This window comes from Vibrio cyclitrophicus, assembly GCF_024347435.1.
Classification (GTDB): Bacteria; Pseudomonadota; Gammaproteobacteria; order Enterobacterales; family Vibrionaceae; genus Vibrio; species Vibrio cyclitrophicus.
The window spans coordinates 571966-588599 of sequence record NZ_AP025480.1; the positions used below are offsets into that span (position 1 = coordinate 571966).

Annotated in this window: 14 protein-coding genes; 6 read left to right on the forward strand and 8 right to left on the reverse strand. The window is 44.9% G+C overall.

Annotation, left to right across the window (positions count from 1 at the left end; translation table 11 throughout):
* The first annotated feature begins 242 nt into the window (after positions 1 to 242).
* Positions 243 to 773 (forward strand): hypoxanthine phosphoribosyltransferase, encoded by a 531-nt coding sequence (gene hpt, locus OCW38_RS02790; RefSeq protein ID WP_010435974.1) that lies wholly within the window; start codon positions 243 to 245, stop codon positions 771 to 773.
* An 86-nt stretch (positions 774 to 859) separates the two neighbouring features.
* On the opposite strand, the gene can is transcribed toward hpt, so the two are convergent.
* Positions 860 to 1519, reverse strand: coding sequence for a carbonate dehydratase (gene can, locus OCW38_RS02795; protein WP_010435977.1), 660 nt, complete (start codon positions 1517 to 1519; stop codon positions 860 to 862).
* Between the two features lie 286 nt (positions 1520 to 1805).
* On the opposite strand from can, the gene OCW38_RS02800 reads away from it, so the two are divergent.
* From OCW38_RS02800 to OCW38_RS02810, 3 genes are all read left to right on the forward strand, one after another.
* The gene (locus OCW38_RS02800) at positions 1806 to 3437 is read left to right on the forward strand and encodes a SulP family inorganic anion transporter (protein ID WP_016786429.1); all 1632 of its coding nucleotides are present in this window, start codon (positions 1806 to 1808) and stop codon (positions 3435 to 3437) included.
* Between the two features lie 336 nt (positions 3438 to 3773).
* Complete coding sequence (locus OCW38_RS02805; RefSeq protein WP_016768216.1) at positions 3774 to 4691, forward strand: ABC transporter ATP-binding protein; 918 nt, start codon at positions 3774 to 3776, stop codon at positions 4689 to 4691.
* 1 nt (position 4692) lies between these two features.
* Positions 4693 to 5463, forward strand: coding sequence for an ABC transporter permease (locus OCW38_RS02810; protein WP_010435987.1), 771 nt, complete (start codon positions 4693 to 4695; stop codon positions 5461 to 5463).
* A gap of 101 nt (positions 5464 to 5564) precedes the next feature.
* Here OCW38_RS02810 and panC read toward each other — a convergent pair whose 3' ends face one another.
* The 7 genes from panC to sfsA all read right to left on the reverse strand — a co-directional run bounded on the left by panC (position 5565) and on the right by sfsA (position 11703).
* On the reverse strand, positions 5565 to 6455 hold the full coding sequence (panC, locus tag OCW38_RS02815; protein WP_010435989.1) for a pantoate--beta-alanine ligase: 891 nt from the start codon (positions 6453 to 6455) through the stop codon (positions 5565 to 5567).
* Positions 6456 to 6463: 8 nt separating this feature from the next.
* Positions 6464 to 7258 carry a 3-methyl-2-oxobutanoate hydroxymethyltransferase gene (gene panB / locus OCW38_RS02820; RefSeq protein ID WP_261895016.1) on the reverse strand — a complete coding sequence of 265 codons (795 nt, stop codon included), beginning with the start codon at positions 7256 to 7258 and terminating at the stop codon, positions 6464 to 6466.
* A gap of 22 nt (positions 7259 to 7280) precedes the next feature.
* Entirely contained in the window at positions 7281 to 7766 is a 486-nt protein-coding gene (folK, locus tag OCW38_RS02825) for a 2-amino-4-hydroxy-6-hydroxymethyldihydropteridine diphosphokinase (RefSeq protein WP_016768219.1), read from the reverse strand.
* Positions 7763 to 9118: a polynucleotide adenylyltransferase PcnB gene (pcnB, locus tag OCW38_RS02830; RefSeq protein ID WP_010435997.1), complete on the reverse strand. Its 1356-nt coding sequence runs from the start codon at positions 9116 to 9118 to the stop codon at positions 7763 to 7765. The genes folK and pcnB overlap by 4 nt, the downstream gene beginning before the upstream one ends.
* Positions 9119 to 9301: 183 nt before the next feature.
* Positions 9302 to 10177 (reverse strand): tRNA glutamyl-Q(34) synthetase GluQRS, encoded by an 876-nt coding sequence (gluQRS, locus tag OCW38_RS02835; RefSeq protein ID WP_016792064.1) that lies wholly within the window; start codon positions 10175 to 10177, stop codon positions 9302 to 9304.
* 218 nt (positions 10178 to 10395) lie between these two features.
* The gene (dksA, locus tag OCW38_RS02840) at positions 10396 to 10842 is read right to left on the reverse strand and encodes an RNA polymerase-binding protein DksA (protein ID WP_004738189.1); all 447 of its coding nucleotides are present in this window, start codon (positions 10840 to 10842) and stop codon (positions 10396 to 10398) included.
* A 135-nt stretch (positions 10843 to 10977) separates the two neighbouring features.
* Positions 10978 to 11703, reverse strand: a complete 726-nt coding sequence (gene sfsA, locus OCW38_RS02845) for a DNA/RNA nuclease SfsA (RefSeq protein ID WP_010436003.1) — start codon at positions 11701 to 11703, stop codon at positions 10978 to 10980.
* A 94-nt stretch (positions 11704 to 11797) separates the two neighbouring features.
* Between sfsA and hrpB the strand changes: the two genes are divergently transcribed.
* Entirely contained in the window at positions 11798 to 14236 is a 2439-nt protein-coding gene (gene hrpB, locus OCW38_RS02850; RefSeq protein ID WP_261895633.1) for an ATP-dependent helicase HrpB, read from the forward strand.
* Positions 14233 to 16632, forward strand: coding sequence for a penicillin-binding protein 1B (gene mrcB / locus OCW38_RS02855; RefSeq protein ID WP_010436009.1), 2400 nt, complete (start codon positions 14233 to 14235; stop codon positions 16630 to 16632). The genes hrpB and mrcB overlap by 4 nt, the downstream gene beginning before the upstream one ends.
* Positions 16633 to 16634 lie beyond the last annotated feature (2 nt).

Genomic DNA, 16634 nt, shown 5'->3' on the forward strand with positions numbered 1-16634 from the left:
TTGAGCTTATTTTATAGACAGTTACATCAAACTTGATACATAAAGCGTGATCAGCATGGATGTGAAAGAAAGCGAGTATGTAACAAGGGGGCTGTGCACATTTCATTGAGAATCTAACAGTAAATTCGAGCTGTAAGGTGGTGTGGGTATTTGAGCAATGCTAGACTTACGCACAAAATTGAGCGGCACCCATGGCAGAACTGTCTAAACTTGTCGCAATCACCCAACAAAATGAGAGCAGTATGAAGCATACAGTTGAAGTCATGATCTCTGAGCAAGAAGTTCAGGATCGAGTGAATGAACTAGGTAAACAGATCACGGAACACTACAACGGTAGTGAAGATCTTGTTTTAGTTGGCTTATTACGTGGATCTTTTGTCTTTATGGCAGATCTTGCTCGTGCTATCGATTTAACTCACCAAGTTGATTTCATGACCGCATCTAGCTACGGCAACGGTATGGAAAGCTCACGTGACGTACGTATTCTGAAAGACCTTGATGACGATATCCAAGGTAAAGACGTTCTACTTGTAGAAGATATCATCGATACAGGTAACACACTGACTAAAGTGAAAGAGATTCTAAGCCTACGTGGTCCTAAATCCATCGAAATTTGTACGCTATTAGACAAGCCTTCTCGCCGTGAAGTGATTGTTGATACTAAATGGATTGGTTTTGAAATTCCTGACGAATTCGTTGTTGGTGTGGGTATCGACTATGCACAAAAGTATCGTCACCTACCTTACATCGGTAAAGTTGTACCTCAAGAGTAATTATTACTCTGTTAAATAGTGACAAAAAAGGCTCGCACAATGCGAGCCTTTCTTATATTTGTCTATTAAGCGTTAAGAGATAACCGTTAACCAAGAATGGGCGTCGATAAGATCTTATCAAGAGCATCTAAGTGGCTATTCTCTAACGTGTCATTGCTTGAACAACGAACGCCAAGATCTTGCAGCTTGCCATTACCAATCCCATAAACAACACCATGGATTTCAATATCTTGCCCACGTTCCCATGCGGTCTGCATGATGGTGGAGTTGCCCAAGTTATAGACTTGCTCTGCGACGTTAATTTCGCACAATTTATCACCCCATTGTTCACGAGGTAGAGATTCGATCTGCTTACGGTACTTAAGGTAATTGTCGCGAATGTGAAGTAGCCAGTTATTAATTAGGCCTAGCTTCGGATTATCAATAGCTGCATTCACACCCCCACAGCCATAATGGCCACAGACAATGATATGTTTAACTTTGAGTACATCCACCGCGTATTGCACAACAGATAAGCAGTTGAGATCAGTATGGACCACTTGGTTAGCCACGTTTCGGTGAACAAACAGTTCTCCGGAATACAAACCAGTGAGGCGTTCGGCCGGTACTCGGCTATCTGAACAACCTATCCATAAAAAACCAGGGCTTTGACCCTCTTCAAGCGTTGTAAAATACTCAGGTCTTTGAGATCGAATTTCTTCAGACCATTTAGAGTTGTTTTCAAAAAGCTGTTTAATCTCTGGCATTTTGCGTCTTACATCCCTTAATTAAGAATTGTAACTATACACAATGTTACAAATTCAATCCCGTAAAAACTGCGTTAACACGTACTCATCTGACGTGTTCTAGTCGTTAAAATCATTAACTTAGCACATAAAATACCATCTGGTTATAAGTCATGAATAATGTGATTGAATTAACACTTTCTGTCTGACTAACTCATTTGTTAAAGTTATAAAGTTTGTCATTTCATCATCAGGAAGGTGTGTTTTGTTTGGAAGTCGTTTTTCGGATATCAGTCTCAAAGGTGACATGTTTGGCGGTGTGACTACAGCCATTATCTCATTGCCTTTAGCGTTGGCATTTGGTGTCGCGTCTGGCGCGGGCGCTGAAGCCGGTCTTTGGGGCGCTATCATGGTCGGCTTATTCGCGGCGTTGTTCGGAGGTTCGAGTAGTCTGATATCTGAACCTACTGGGCCCATGACGGTGATCATGACGGCAGTGATGACGAGCATGGTGGCTAAGTATCCTGAAACCGGAATGGCAATGACCTTTACCGTTGTCATGATGGCAGGTGCTTTTCAGATATTGCTCGGTACATTAAAGCTCGGAAAATACGTTACGTTGATGCCATATAGCGTGATCTCCGGATTTATGTCGGGTATTGGTGTCATTCTTATTATCTTGCAACTGTCTCCATTGTTAGGACATGCTGCTCCATCTGGTGGGGTGATGGGAACGCTTTCTGCGCTGCCTGATACCTTAGCCAACCTGAAAATAAGCGAACTGTTTTTAGGTGGATTAACGCTAGGAATCCTTTTCGGCTTTCCGGCGAAATACCGTAAGTATGTACCAGCCCAGCTTGTTGCTTTGGTCGCTGTTACTCTTTTATCCGTCATCATTTTTGATACCGATTCTATTCGCCGTATCGGTGAGATACCTGCGGGCTTACCTTCTCTTGTTATTCCTACGATCAGCTCTGAGCAATTTACCACTATGGTTATCGATGCTCTGGTGCTGGGTACACTTGGTTGTATTGATACGCTTCTGACCGCGGTTATTGGAGACTCACTGACTCGTAAAGAGCATGATTCAGACAAAGAACTTCGCGGCCAGGGCATTGCGAATATGATTTCGGGCTTATTTGGTGCACTACCTGGTGCCGGTGCGACCATGGGTACCGTGACTAATATTCAGGTGGGTGCCCGTTCTCCGCTTTCTGGCGTCATTCGTGCATTGGTTCTGGCATTAGTGGTCTTGGTTGCTGGTGGCTTAACCGAACCGATTCCTATGGCGGTTTTAGCGGGTATCGCGATGTATGTTGGTTTCAACATACTTGATTGGAGCTTCATCCAGCGTGCACATAAGGTCAGTTATGCAGGCATGGGAGTGATGTATGGCGTGATGCTACTAACCGTTTTTGTTGACTTGATCATCGCCGTTGGACTGGGCGTTTTTATCTCGAATATCCTGATCATTGAAAGGTTAAGCCGAGAGCAAGCCAGACAGGTTAAGGCAATTAGTGATGGTGATGACGAAGACGATATTCCGTTGACTGATAGTGAACGTCAATTGCTGGATAGTGCCAATGGTAAGGTGTTGTTCTTTTATCTCTCTGGCCCAATGATCTTCAGTGTTTCAAAGGCGATTTCGCGTCAGCACTCAAGTATCTCTGATTATGAAGCTATGATTTTAGATCTGACGGATGTGCCGATGATTGATGTCACTGTAGGCTTGGCATTAGAAAACGCGATTAAAGATGCGTTAGATGCACAATGCGAAGTGTACCTGCTGTGCCCTAACGAGAATACTCGCCAGCAATTAGAGAAATTCCACGTGCTTGATCTCGTACCTGAATCCAATACTTATCGATTTAGATATGAAGCCCTGACGGCAGCAACAAGCTATGTCGACAGAGATGAACATCAATTTGAGTCAGTTTAATTATTCTGTAATAAGATGATATGAATAAACTGATATGAATAAGCTTTGGACGCTCACTTCAAGGTTGATCATTAATGCCGTTAAGTGAATAACTTAGCGGCATTTTTTATATTTATTGAACGTTGATTTGGTCTTCACGTAGCCAGCATGCTTATTTTTTTCGAAAGAAACTCTCACACGATATTTGTATTAATCGTCAATCAACGATAGACTTGTTTGCAAAGTGGCCGAGTAAACAAGTTTGGGTTAGTTTTCTGCTAGCTCGTTTTAAGCATTACTCTCTTCCTCAAGCTCGGTCGTCTACATCTTATCTATAGCAAATGGCAGTCTATCTCTATGTATGCATTAGAAATTGAGCAATTAAGAAAAACTTATGCTGGGGGCTTCGAGGCTCTTAAGGGCGTTAGTTTACAAGTAGAAAAAGGCGACTTTTACGCGCTCCTTGGTCCAAACGGTGCGGGTAAGTCGACCACCATCGGTGTTATCTCTTCACTGGTTAATAAGACTTCAGGCAAGGTTAAAGTGTTCGGCTACGACATTGATACCGATCTGGAGTTGGCGAAACAGAACCTAGGCTTAGTGCCTCAAGAGTTTAACTTTAACCCGTTCGAAACTGTTGAGCAGATTGTACTGCAACAAGCGGGTTACTACGGTGTGCCGAAAGCACTTGCTAAAGATCGCGCTAAAAAGTATCTATCTCAATTAGATTTGTGGGAAAAGCGTGGCGAACGTGCACGTAACTTATCTGGTGGTATGAAGCGTCGTTTGATGATTGCTCGTGCACTGATGCATGAGCCACAGCTGCTGATTCTTGATGAGCCAACTGCGGGTGTCGATATTGAGCTGCGTCGTTCTATGTGGGAGTTCCTGAAAGAGATCAACGAGAAGCAGGGCATTACCATTATTCTGACCACACACTACCTAGAAGAAGCGGAAATGCTGTGTCGCAATATCGGTATCATCAATCGTGGTGAGCTGATTGAGAACACAACTATGAAAGCGTTGCTAGGCAAGTTGAGCGCAGAGACCTTTATTTTGGATCTTGAAGAGGGCGCGACTGAACCTAAGCTAGAAGGCGTGAATAGCCAATTGATGGTAAATGGCTCGCTAGAAATTGAAATCGACAAGAACCTAGGTTTGAATACTATCTTTGCTCAATTGAGCGATCAAAAGGTAAAAGTCCTCTCTATGCGTAACAAAGCAAACCGTCTAGAAGAGCTATTCGTGAGTATCGTCCGTGAGGGGAGTAAATAACATGTACAGTCTATATTGGACCGCTTTCTGCAGCTTGTTGACCAAAGAGATCAATCGCTTCACGCGTATTTGGGTGCAAACTTTGGTGCCGCCTGCGATTACCATGACACTTTACTTCATCATCTTCGGCAACCTGATTGGTGCGCGTATTGGTGAAATGAATGGTTTTAGCTATATGGAATATATTGTTCCTGGCTTGATTATGATGTCGGTGATCACCAACTCGTACTCTAACGTTGCTTCTTCGTTCTTTAGTGCCAAATTCCAGAAGAACATTGAAGAGCTGCTTGTAGCTCCAGTTCCTAACTACGTGATTATTGCTGGTTTCGTAATGGGCGGTGTAGTGCGTGGCTTGTTAGTGGGTACCATAGTCACATTTGTATCGCTGTTCTTTGTCGACCTGCAAGTTGATCATTGGGGGGTGATTATTGCGACGGTATTTCTAACGTCTGTTGTGTTCGCTCTGGGCGGTTTAATCAACGCTGTATTTGCACGTACGTTTGACGATATCTCTATTATCCCGACCTTTATCTTAACGCCGCTGACATATCTTGGTGGTGTGTTTTACTCTATCAGTCTATTGCCTGAATTTTGGCAAGGTGTATCGAAGTTGAACCCTATCGTGTACATGGTAAACGCGTTCAGATATGGCTTCTTGGGTGTGTCTGATGTGGGTATCGTGACATCGTTTGGCGTACTAGGTGTGTTTATCGTGCTGTTGTATGGCATTGCACATTACTTAGTCACTAAGGGGATCGGCTTACGTAGTTAATGTCTTCCTTGTAAGTCTCGGAATGACAGGCAAAGAAAAAGGTCGATATATATCGACCTTTTTTATATTTTGCGTTTTTCTGCATTTAGAGAAGAAAGCGATTATTCCGCTGTTTCTTCTTTCACTTCTTCTTTCGTTTCCGTTACCAAATCGAGAACTTGGTTGTCGATAAGACGCGTTTTACCCAAGAAAGCCGACATTAGAATCACAGCTTGAGTCGATTCTGAAGTAATAGCTTGTAGCGTATTGGCATCACAAATGAAAATTTCATCCGGTTGCAGATCGGCTGCTCGAAGTTGGTCTGTTGCATCTTCAATAACTGACGCGTAATCATCGCGGCCGCCACGAATTGCACTGCTGATCCAGCGCATAGTGCGAGCAAGAACCGGAGCACGCTGACGTTCGTCAATCGTTAGGTTGCTATTGCGAGAGCTCATCGCTAAGCCATCCATCTCACGAACCGTCGCCACCCCCACGATTTCAATGTCTAATGCTAAGTCAGTAGTCATCTGGCGAATAATGGTAAGTTGCTGGAAGTCTTTCTCACCAAAGCATGCAAAATCTGGCTGAACGATATTAAACAGTTTAGTGACGATCGTTGAGACGCCGCGGAAGTGACCCGGACGAGATGCACCTTCAAGCATGTGAGATATACCTGGGACCTCAACAAACGTCTGTTTGTCTAATCCGTCTGGGTACATTACTTCTGGAGTCGGTGTAAACACTAGTTCAACGCCTTCGCCTGTTAGTTTACTTAGATCTTCTTCTAACGTACGAGGGTAGTTGTTTAGGTCATCAGTACGATCAAACTGCATTGGATTAACAAAAATGCTTACCACAACAATGTCAGCTAATTCACGAGCCTTCTTTACCAGAGTGAGGTGGCCTTCATGCAGGTTTCCCATTGTCGGTACAAAAGCAATCGTACGTCCATCACGCTTAAACTGTTTAATCTGCTCACGAAGAGCCGCTATTTCAGCAAAAGTTTGCATACTTACTCCTAAGCGATTGTATGAGCTTCATCAGGGAAGCGCGCGCTCTCTACTTCTTCTTTGTATAGAGCTACTGCCTTACGCATATCACCTGTTTCCGCTAGGAAATTCTTAGAGAATTTCGGCATGTAGTTCGCAGAAATACCGAACATGTCATGCATAACCAAGATCTGACCATCAGTAACGTTACCCGCACCGATACCGATAACCGGTACGTCACAAGCTTCTGTAATTCTTTTTGCCAACGAAGTTGGTACACATTCAAGTAATACGATCTGAGCGCCTGCATTTTGTAAAGCTAGCGCATCTGCAACCATTTTATCGGCTTGCTCGTCGTCACGGCCTTGTACTTTGTAACCACCAAAGATGTTCACAGATTGAGGCGTTAAGCCTAAGTGTGCACAAACGGGTACTGCACGCTCTGTTAGCATCTTCACAGTGTCAACCAACCAGCTTCCGCCTTCGATTTTTACCATGTTCGCGCCAGCACGCATTAAAGTTGCAGCACTCTCACAAGCTTGTTCTGGTGTTGCATAGCTCATGAATGGCATGTCAGCCATAAGAAGACAGTTTGGGCTACCTGCGCGAACTGAACGCGTGTGGTAAGCAATGTCTTCAACGGTTACTGGCAACGTATCGTTATGGCCTTGTAGAACCATACCCAGTGAATCACCGACAAGTAGGACGGGCATCTCTTGGCTTTCGAATAATTGAGCAAAGCTCGCATCATAAGCTGTCGACGTCGCGAATTTACGGCCTTCACGTTTGCATTTGATCAGGTCGTTAATGGTTACTTTTTTCATTGGTTTTCCTTAATGCGCCTGGCTATTGTTGCCAAACATTGAGCCCGTTCTTATCAACTAACTTGAGTAAGTCTGTCAGCTCAGTCCCATCAGGGAGTTGTAAACTTGGTGCGATTTCAGCAAGCGGGTAGAGTACAAACTCTCGTTCTTTCATTCCGTAATGAGGAACAATTAAGCGCTCTGAATCGATCACCTCATTGCCGTACAGCACAATGTCGAGGTCCAAGGTTCTTGGCCCCCAACGTTCGTCTTTACGGACACGCCCTTGTTCTAGCTCGATTTTTTGAGTGCAATCAAGTAGCTCAATTGGCGTTAATTCGGTTTGGATAGCGACTACCGCGTTGATGTAGTCAGGTTGGTTTTGTGGCCCCATTGGAGTGCTACTATATAGCTGAGAGGTCGCAATAAACGTTGAACGCGGTAGGTTTTTTAGCGTTTCGATAGCCAAATTTGCTTGGCTAACTGGGTCGGCAAGGTTGCTGCCGACCGCAATATAAGCCGTTATCATTCGGATTGCTTACTTTTTTTATTACGGTAAGTCTTACGGCGACGATGACCTGATTTTGATGGTGCCGCTACGTCGTTAGCCATTGCTTGGCGCATGTTGCGGCCAGCGGTTTGATAGCGCTCCCACCATTTTGCAAGCTCTTTGGTTTCACCACCTTCAATCTCACCACGCATTTCTAGGAAATCGTAGCCAGCGCGGAATTTGTTGAGTTCCATTAAACGAACGGCACGTTTACCGTTGCGGCGAGGCAGTCGCAGTTGCAGTTGCCAAATTTCACGAATGGTTGCAGTGTGACGACGAGGAATCGCAATCGATTTAACTTGCTGATCAAGGATGATATTGCTTGCTTCCATGATCGCATCGTAATGAGCCATACCTTGCTCAGCGACAAGTTTGTCAGCGAGCTTGTTCATTGGGTACCAAAGAATCGCGGCAAACATAAATGCTGGGTTTACTCGCTTACCATCTTCAATACGAAGGTCTGTTGAATCAAGGACCAAATCAAGCATCTGTTCTGTGTGAGAATCGTAACTCTCTGTAAAGTGCTCAGCGATGGATGGAAACATCTGTTGGAACAGGTTGTATTCGCGCATCAAGTGGTAGGTTTCTAAACCGTGGCCTGATTGCAGTAACTTCAGAGACTCTTCGTAAAGGCGTGCTGCTGGGATATCTTTTAGAAGATGCGCTAACTCTTCGATAGGGTCTGCAGTATCTTCTTCGATATCAAAATCCAGTTTAGCAGCGAAGCGCATTGCTCGTAGCATACGTACTGGATCTTCGCGGTAACGCGTTTCTGGATCGCCAATTAGACGGATCAGCTTATCTTCTAAATCTTCTACACCACCTGCGTAATCGTGGATGCTGTAGTCTGCAATGTTGTAGTACATTGCATTTATAGTGAAGTCACGACGCTCTGCATCTTCATCAACATTACCGTACACGTTATCGCGTAGCAACATGCCTTCTTCCGATTGAGCCGAAACGTTTTTCGATGGTTCCTGGTGGTGACCACGGAAAGTCGCTACTTCAATGATGTCTCGGCCAAACATGATGTGTGCTAATCGAAAACGGCGACCGATAAGGCGACAGTTTCTAAATAGGTGTTTGATTTGTTCTGGCGTTGCGTTGGTAGCAATATCAAAATCTTTTGGCTGAGAGCCTAATAAGATATCGCGTACACCACCACCGACTAAAAACGCGTCAAAACCCGCACCGTTCAGGCGATATAACACTTTTAGTGCGTTGTCACTGATCTGCTTGCGTGAAATATTGTGCTCTTGACGAGTATAAATATTCAGTGCTAATTCGTGGAATCCGCGTTGTTCGCTTGGGGTATTGTCGTTTGTATTCATTAGTTTAGAACAAAGTAGGTATCGCCAACTTTGTTTTTCTCTTAGTCCAAAGTGGTAGTGCAGAGTTTAATTGCGGCTAATAATAACTTAGCGCGAGCCATTTGAGAACATCGTCTGCTTAGCTGCAGCTATTGGTTATGGCATTTTTATGTGTCGCTTTTACTATTTGCCGTGAGTTTCGAGCTAATTACAGTGCTCTTTTTGTAAACTATCAGGTAATTGACTGACGTTCCATTGTTGGCTGCCCCACGTTAAAATCTCATCCATTGAGGCCTCATAAAAAGCTTTAGGTATATCAAAACCTAAGAATTGCATGGCGTTGATTAACGTCGGTTTTGGGTTGTCGATATCGATTGCAGTAGCATGGTTCTGTTTTGACAGTTTATTCCCCAAGCCATCGGTTGCCAATGGTAAGTGCAAGTAATTCACGGTTTTTTGTTTGAGTGTCTTATACAAGCTAATCTGTCGACCTGTCGGTTCTATTAAGTCTGCACCTCTTACTACCTCTGTCACCCCTTGTTCTATGTCATCAAGGACAACCGCGAGGTTATAGGCAAACAGTCCGTCTCTGCGCTTTATAATAAAATCTTCTTCAGCCAATCCTTTAGGGATCTGAATCTGACCGTGTCGAACATCCTGAAAAGATTCTACTGGGAAGTCCATGCACAAACGTACGGCTTGTTCACCGGAATCAATTAAACCAGCATGCCTACAGTGACCATTATAAAATCCGCCTAAGGACTTTATCTGTTTACGGGTGCATTGGCAGTAATAAGCTTGGCCATCAGCGACCCATTGGTCGATTTGTGCCTGATAGAGGTCATGACGCTGGCTTTGATAAACGACTTCGCCATCCCAAAACAGGTGGTAAGCTTCAAGCGTCTTAAGAATCAGGTCTGCAGCGCCGGCCATTTCTCTTGGCGGGTCTAAGTCTTCCATGCGAACCAACCATTGTCCTTGGTTAGATTTCGCTTGAAAGTAGCTACCAAGAGCTGCAACAAGTGATCCAAAATGAAGAGGACCTGACGGTGATGGTGCAAAGCGCCCGATATAATTCATGAGTGAACAACCTAATCTAAATGGTACCGCAGTAGCCGATTCTTAAGACGTTTAACTAGAGCATTAATGTGTAGAACTAAGCTTCAATCTCTATAAACAAGGTTTGATGTATAGAACCAAGGCTTAAAGCTGCTATTTACTATCAAGCGTGTGAAATACTTCGCTTGAATAACAAACAAAAAAGGGAGCCAAAGCTCCCTTTTTTACATCCGCAAGAATTAACCTTGCATCTGTTTCTCTTTGATCTCTGCAAGCGTTTTACAGTCAATACAAAGATCAGCAGTTGGACGAGCTTCAAGGCGACGAATGCCAATCTCGATACCGCAAGAATCACAAAAGCCGAAATCGTCTTCTTCGATCTTGTCTAGTGTCTTCTCGATTTTCTTGATAAGACGACGCTCACGGTCACGGTTACGTAACTCTAAGCTGAATTCTTCTTCTTGAGAAGCACGGTCAACTGGGTCTGGGAAATTCGCTGCTTCGTCCTGCATGTGGTGCACAGTACGATCAACTTCTTCCCTGAGCTGGTTGCGCCAAGCTGCTAAAATTTTTGTAAAATGTTCCGTTTGCTCAGGTGACATGTACTCTTCACCTGGCTTTTCTTGGTACGGTTCAACACCTGCGATGGCTAGGATGCCTAGCGCTTTTTTCTTAGATTCTGGCATACAGCATCTCCTATTTACACCTAGTCAACTGCAAAGCAGCTAATTTTAAGGCGGGTATCTATAGCAGAAAGAACGAATGGTGGCAAATACTCTTATCCAAAGTTGCAATCAATGTGATTAGTTCAGCATCTTTGCTTAGCTATTGATAAATTCAACGGCTTGTTTTAGTTGTATTTGAGTACTGCTGAGCTCTGCTTTATAGCAAAGCACTTCAACTCCAGCGTCTTGTGCTTGTTTTAGTAATAACGAATATTTGGCGTCTATATGGTGTGCCGCAGACACTTTTTCAATACCTGAATGCAAAACAGTGAATAAAAGTACGGCTCTATTTCCAGATTCGACCATTTCTGTGAGTTCACGCAGATGTTTTTGGCCTCGGGTTGTGACTGCATCAGGAAAAAAACCTTGTCCTTCGGTTGACGTTTCTTGCTCGTCGAGCAAAGTGACGCTTTTTACTTCGATATAGCAGAGCGGCTTTTCGCTATCTTCAAGCAGAATATCTATTCGACTATTCTCACTGCCATACTTAACTTCAGTCCGTAACGCGTTGTATCCTAAGAGTTCAACTATAGTCCCATTTTCAATTGCTTCCACTGCAAGCTGGTTTGCCCGCGCAGTATTTACACAAATACGGTGGCCTTTGTCTGTTTCTGAGATCTCCCAGCTGTTTGGGTACTTTCTTTTTGCATTATCTGATGTGGAGTACCACACCGTATTGCCTGGGGTTGCGCATCCCGTCATCGCTCCAGTATTAGCACAGTGAATAGTACGCTCACTGCCGTCTGGAAGTTTTATATCAGTGAGAAAACGTTTATAGCGTTTAATAAGAGTCGCTGGCTCTAATGGGGGATTGAAGTGCATATTACTTATTTAGACAGGTAGGTTTTTATGTACAATGTTGCCAACATTACACCACAAGGTTCTCCCATTGCCACAACTGCCCATAGAAGCTGTGATGCCAGATCTACTCGCTGGCGTACGAACGCACACTCAACTTATTCTAAAGGCCGCTCCCGGTGCGGGTAAGTCAACATTCTTCCCTCTGCAACTAGTTAAGACTAACGCTGTTCAAGGAAAGATCATCATGCTTGAACCGAGGCGTTTGGCTGCAAGGAATATTGCAACTTATTTAGCGAGCCAATTGGGAGAAACGGTGGGTGAAAGCATAGGTTATAGAGTTCGTGGTGAATCTAAAACCAGCAGTTCGACGCGCTTGGAAATCGTTACCGAAGGGATTATGACTCGAATGATCCAAAGCGACCCTGAGTTAACAGGGGTTGATATGGTGATCTTTGATGAGTTTCACGAGCGCAGCATTCATGCCGATACCGCATTGGCGTTTAGTTTAGAGATCCAAGAGGCACTGCGTGACGATCTAAAAGTGGTTGTGATGTCGGCAACCTTAGATCAACAAGCTCTACAAACTTTGCTGCCGAATGCTAAATACGTGGAATCACAAGGTCGAAGTTTCCCTGTCAATTTTCGCTATCAGCCTCTTAACGCAAATGAATATCTAGCCCCTAAAATGGCCAGTGTGATTCGATCTGTGATGGAAAAAGAGTCGGGTTCGCTTTTAGCTTTCTTGCCGGGCGTTTCTGCGATTAAACAGTTGGTATCTCAACTCGAACAACTTGCCGGTGATATCGATGTTTGCCCTTTGTACGGTCAGCTCAGCTTTTCTCAACAGCAGAAAGCGATCTCGCCATCGGTGAAAGGCCGTCGAAAGGTGGTGTTAGCTACCAATATTGCCGAAACCTCTTTGACGATTGAGGGCATTCGCTTGGTGGTGGATTCTGGTTTAGAACGAGTGGCAAAGTTTGATTTAAAAACGGGCATCACTAAGCTTGAGCAAGTGAAAATCTCGCAGTCCTCAGCAGAGCAACGAGCTGGCCGGGCTGGCCGAATTGAAGAGGGCCTGTGTGTTCGTCTGTACAGCGAAACGCAACTTATGCAGCAACCCGCTGTACCAGAACCTGAAATCCTTCATTCCGACCTTTCTTCGTTGGTGGCGGAGTTGACACAATGGGGAGCTGCAAATGCGGATGAACTGCAGTGGCTAGACACTCCACCACAGGCTTCAATTGCGCAAGCTAAACAACTGTTGCAGGGTCTTGAGTTGTTCGATGGTAATGGCCAGTTTACGGCAATGGGGAAGCAGGCACAGCGTTTAGGCTTAGAACCTCGTATCGCTAGCATGCTAATCAAAGCACAGCAAAGCAGCCAACTTTCACTTAACATTGCCATCGTCGCTGCCGCTTTACTTGAGGAACCTGAGCGAAATGTCACTGATATTCAGCATTCATTGCACCGATTTAAGCAAAGAAAACACTCGAAAAACAGTATTGTTATGCAACGAGCGAAAAGCCTCGCTAGCAGACTCAATCATCACTTAGATTTGTCACAACTTGACGAATCATTGCTACCATTAGTGCTTTGTTTTGCATTTCCAGACCGAATTGCTCAGGCGAGAAGCACAACGAGCAGTGCTTTTCTTCTAGCGAACGGTCACGGAGCTGAGGTGCGTGATGATGACCCATTGGCTAACAATGATTATATCGTGGTGATTGACTTGATGCGCAGCACTGGGCGAGCAAGTCAGATCTTCCTCGCAACTGCGATTGATATCGAAAAGTTAGAAGAGGCATTTCCGAAGCTCTTCGTGATTTCTGATTATGCGGATTGGGATGAGAAGCGTGGCCGTTTGGTCGCCGAACAACGAGTGTCATTGGGTAGCCTAATCATCAGCACTAAAGCCTTGCCAGAGCCGGATGCGAATCAGACAAGCAAAGCGCTACTGAATTATATCGATCGATGTGGTCTTGACCGTTTGAATTGGACAGCTTCAGCGAAGCAGTTTGTTGAGCGCGTGCGTTGTGCTGAACTTTGGATGCCTGAGCATGATTGGCCTGCGATGGATAATGCAAGCTTAGTTGAGCATCTTGATGAGTGGCTTTCGCCGTATTTAAATGGCATTAAGTCAGCTAAAGGGTTGTTGAATGTTTCGGTGGAGCAAGCGCTATCGGCGTATCTTGGGTGGCCTTTGAATCAAGACATCGACCAATGGTTACCAACGAATTACCTAATGCCAACGGGAAGTAAAAAGGCGATTCGATACCAATATCAATCTGAGCCTGTGATCTCAGTACGAATGCAGGAAGTTTTTGGCGAACAAGATTCCCCATTGATAGCTCAAGGGCGTAAAAAGGTGGTTCTGGAATTACTTTCACCTGCACAACGACCATTACAAATCACTCAAGATTTAGCTGGCTTCTGGGCTGGCGCGTACAAAGAAGTGCAAAAAGAGATGAAAGGCCGTTACCCCAAACACCCTTGGCCGGATGACCCTGCTAACCATGTAGCAACCACTAAAACCAAACGACAGTTGAATCGATGATGACCAAAATGTTAACGCCAAAAAAGGCACCACCTAAAAAAGCGCCAGCAAAAAAGTCACCAACGACTAAAGCTAAAACAAGAAAACCGAGAACGGCTACGAAAAAGACCAAATCAAGCGCTAAGAACTCGAGTAAAAGAAGTTGGCTGAAGATTCTATGGGGCATATCTTGGAAAGCGGGCCTAGCGCTAGCAGCATTGCTGCTGTTCGTCGGTATTTATTTGGATTCGGTAGTCAAACAGCGCTTTGAAGGCCAGTTGTTTGACTTGCCAACCGTTGTTTATGCACGAGTGCTGGACTTGTCACCGGGAACTCAGGTTAGCTTGGTACAAGTGAAGAATGAGCTCGATGTTCTTAATTATCGCAAGGTGAATGCGCCTCGTCATCCGGGTGAATACTCTTCTTCATCAACTAAGATTGAAATGATTCGTCGCCCGTTCGAGTTTGTCGATGGGCCAGAAGCGGATCGTCATGTGATGCTGCATTTCAACGGCAACGAACTAACTCGTATCCAGTCGCTAGAGAAGAAAGGCGATATGGGGTACCTGCGTGTTGAACCGAAAATGCTTGGCATGCTTGAGAAAAGTAACGATGAGCAGCGTCTGTTCTTAAAACGCAATCAGTTCCCTGAGGTAATGGTTGATGCGTTATTGGCAACCGAAGACCGAAATTTCTACCAGCACGATGGCGTTTCACCATTGGCGATTGCTCGTGCGATGGTGGTTAATGTTAAGGCGGGTCGAACGGTGCAAGGGGGCAGTACGCTGACTCAACAATTAGCGAAGAACCTGTTCTTATCCAGTGAGCGTACCTTGTGGCGTAAGGTTCGTGAAGCCTATATTGCGTTGATCTTGGATCATCGTTATAGCAAAGATCGTATCTTAGAAGCGTATTTGAACGAGGTTTATCTTGGTCAAAATGGTGGTGAAGCCATTCATGGTTTCGGCTTAGCGTCTCGTTTGTACTTCGGTCAGCCGATTCAAGAGCTGCGAATTGATCAGTTGGCTCTGCTGGTTGGCATGGTCAAAGGCCCTTCGTATTACAACCCCGTTCGCTATCCCGAACGAGCGAAGACTCGACGAGATCTGGTTCTTCGTTTGTTGATGCAACAAGATATTCTTACTCCGCAACAGTACGAAGAAGCGGCGAGCCGTGATTTGGATATTCAAGATAACCCTCGCATAGCCAGTCGTCAGCCAGCTTATTTCCAACAGGTTAATATTGAACTGAAGAGATATGTTGGTGACCGCTTTGAAGCGAAAAAAGGGATACGAGTATTTACATCTTTGGATCCGGTTTCTCAAGATAAGCTAGAGAAGTCGATTGCGCGTAAAGTTCCGGAACTCTCGAAAACAGCGGGTAATAAGCTTGAAGCAGCTGCGATTGCCGTTGATCGAAATACTGGTGAAATCCGAGCAATGGTAGGTGGTAAACGTACTGGCTACGATGGCTTTAACCGAGCCTTGAACGCGAGTCGTCCTATTGGTTCTTTGGTTAAGCCTGCAATCTACTTGACTGCATTAGAACGACCCCAGAAATATACGTTGGCGACGACCTTGATGGATACGCCACTGAGTTTGAAAGGCAGTAAAGGCAGTGTCTGGAGCCCGAGAAACTTCGATCGGAAGTTCCGTGGCGAGGTGCCTTTGTATGTAGCGCTTTCTAAGTCTTACAACGTCCCAACGGTTCGCTTAGGGATGCAGCTAGGGATCGATAGCGTTTCCGATACGATCGGAAAACTGGGTGTCGATAAAAACGAAATTCGCCCAGTGCCATCGATGTTTTTGGGTTCATTCTCATTGACCCCATTTCAGGTAGCGCAGATGTACCAAACGATTACCAACTCTGGCCGTATAGCACCTTTGTCTGCGCTTCGTTCGGTTGTTGATAATGATGGTGAGGTTCTGTATCAATCGATTCCTCGTGTATCGCAAAGTGTTGATCAACAAGCGGCTTGGTTAACGACTTATGCAATGAAGCGAGGGGTGTCGGAAGGCACAGGTCGCTTCTTACAAGGTCAGTTTGCATGGGCAGGTTTGGCCGGTAAAACGGGTACCAGTAATGACAGCCGAGATAGTTGGTTTGTTGGGGTTGATGGCCGTGAAGTGACTACTATTTGGCTAGGGCGTGATGACAATCAACCAACAAAGCTAACCGGTTCTAGTGGTGCGTTACGTGTTTATGCTGATTACTTAAAGCAGAGAACACCTGAACAATTGTTACTGCCGTGGCCAACAGGAGTCGCGACAGCTAGTTTTACCCGAACGTCAGATGGTGCCTTAGAGTTAGACTGTGATGGCGCTGTTAAATTGCCGGTGTGGGATGAGAACGGAAATATTAAGAAGGGCTGTGAAAGTCAACCAAAACAGTGGCTAAAAAAGCTTTTTCAGTGGTAAAG

Excerpts from the sequence above, each read along its gene's own strand:
- pcnB (WP_010435997.1), bottom strand. The coding sequence starts at position 9,118 with ATGAATACAAACGACAATACCCCAAGCGAACAACGCGGATTCCACGAA.
- hpt (WP_010435974.1), top strand. The coding sequence starts at position 243 with ATGAAGCATACAGTTGAAGTCATGATCTCTGAGCAAGAAGTTCAGGAT.
- sfsA (WP_010436003.1), bottom strand. The coding sequence starts at position 11,703 with ATGCACTTCAATCCCCCATTAGAGCCAGCGACTCTTATTAAACGCTAT.
- gluQRS (WP_016792064.1), bottom strand. The coding sequence starts at position 10,177 with ATGAATTATATCGGGCGCTTTGCACCATCACCGTCAGGTCCTCTTCAT.
- folK (WP_016768219.1), bottom strand. The coding sequence starts at position 7,766 with ATGATAACGGCTTATATTGCGGTCGGCAGCAACCTTGCCGACCCAGTT.
- OCW38_RS02805 (WP_016768216.1), top strand. The coding sequence starts at position 3,774 with ATGTATGCATTAGAAATTGAGCAATTAAGAAAAACTTATGCTGGGGGC.
- hrpB (WP_261895633.1), top strand. The coding sequence starts at position 11,798 with ATGCCAGATCTACTCGCTGGCGTACGAACGCACACTCAACTTATTCTA.
- OCW38_RS02810 (WP_010435987.1), top strand. The coding sequence starts at position 4,693 with ATGTACAGTCTATATTGGACCGCTTTCTGCAGCTTGTTGACCAAAGAG.
- panC (WP_010435989.1), bottom strand. The coding sequence starts at position 6,455 with ATGCAAACTTTTGCTGAAATAGCGGCTCTTCGTGAGCAGATTAAACAG.
- mrcB (WP_010436009.1), top strand. The coding sequence starts at position 14,233 with ATGATGACCAAAATGTTAACGCCAAAAAAGGCACCACCTAAAAAAGCG.
- panB (WP_261895016.1), bottom strand. The coding sequence starts at position 7,258 with ATGAAAAAAGTAACCATTAACGACCTGATCAAATGCAAACGTGAAGGC.
- can (WP_010435977.1), bottom strand. The coding sequence starts at position 1,519 with ATGCCAGAGATTAAACAGCTTTTTGAAAACAACTCTAAATGGTCTGAA.
- OCW38_RS02800 (WP_016786429.1), top strand. The coding sequence starts at position 1,806 with ATGTTTGGCGGTGTGACTACAGCCATTATCTCATTGCCTTTAGCGTTG.
- dksA (WP_004738189.1), bottom strand. The coding sequence starts at position 10,842 with ATGCCAGAATCTAAGAAAAAAGCGCTAGGCATCCTAGCCATCGCAGGT.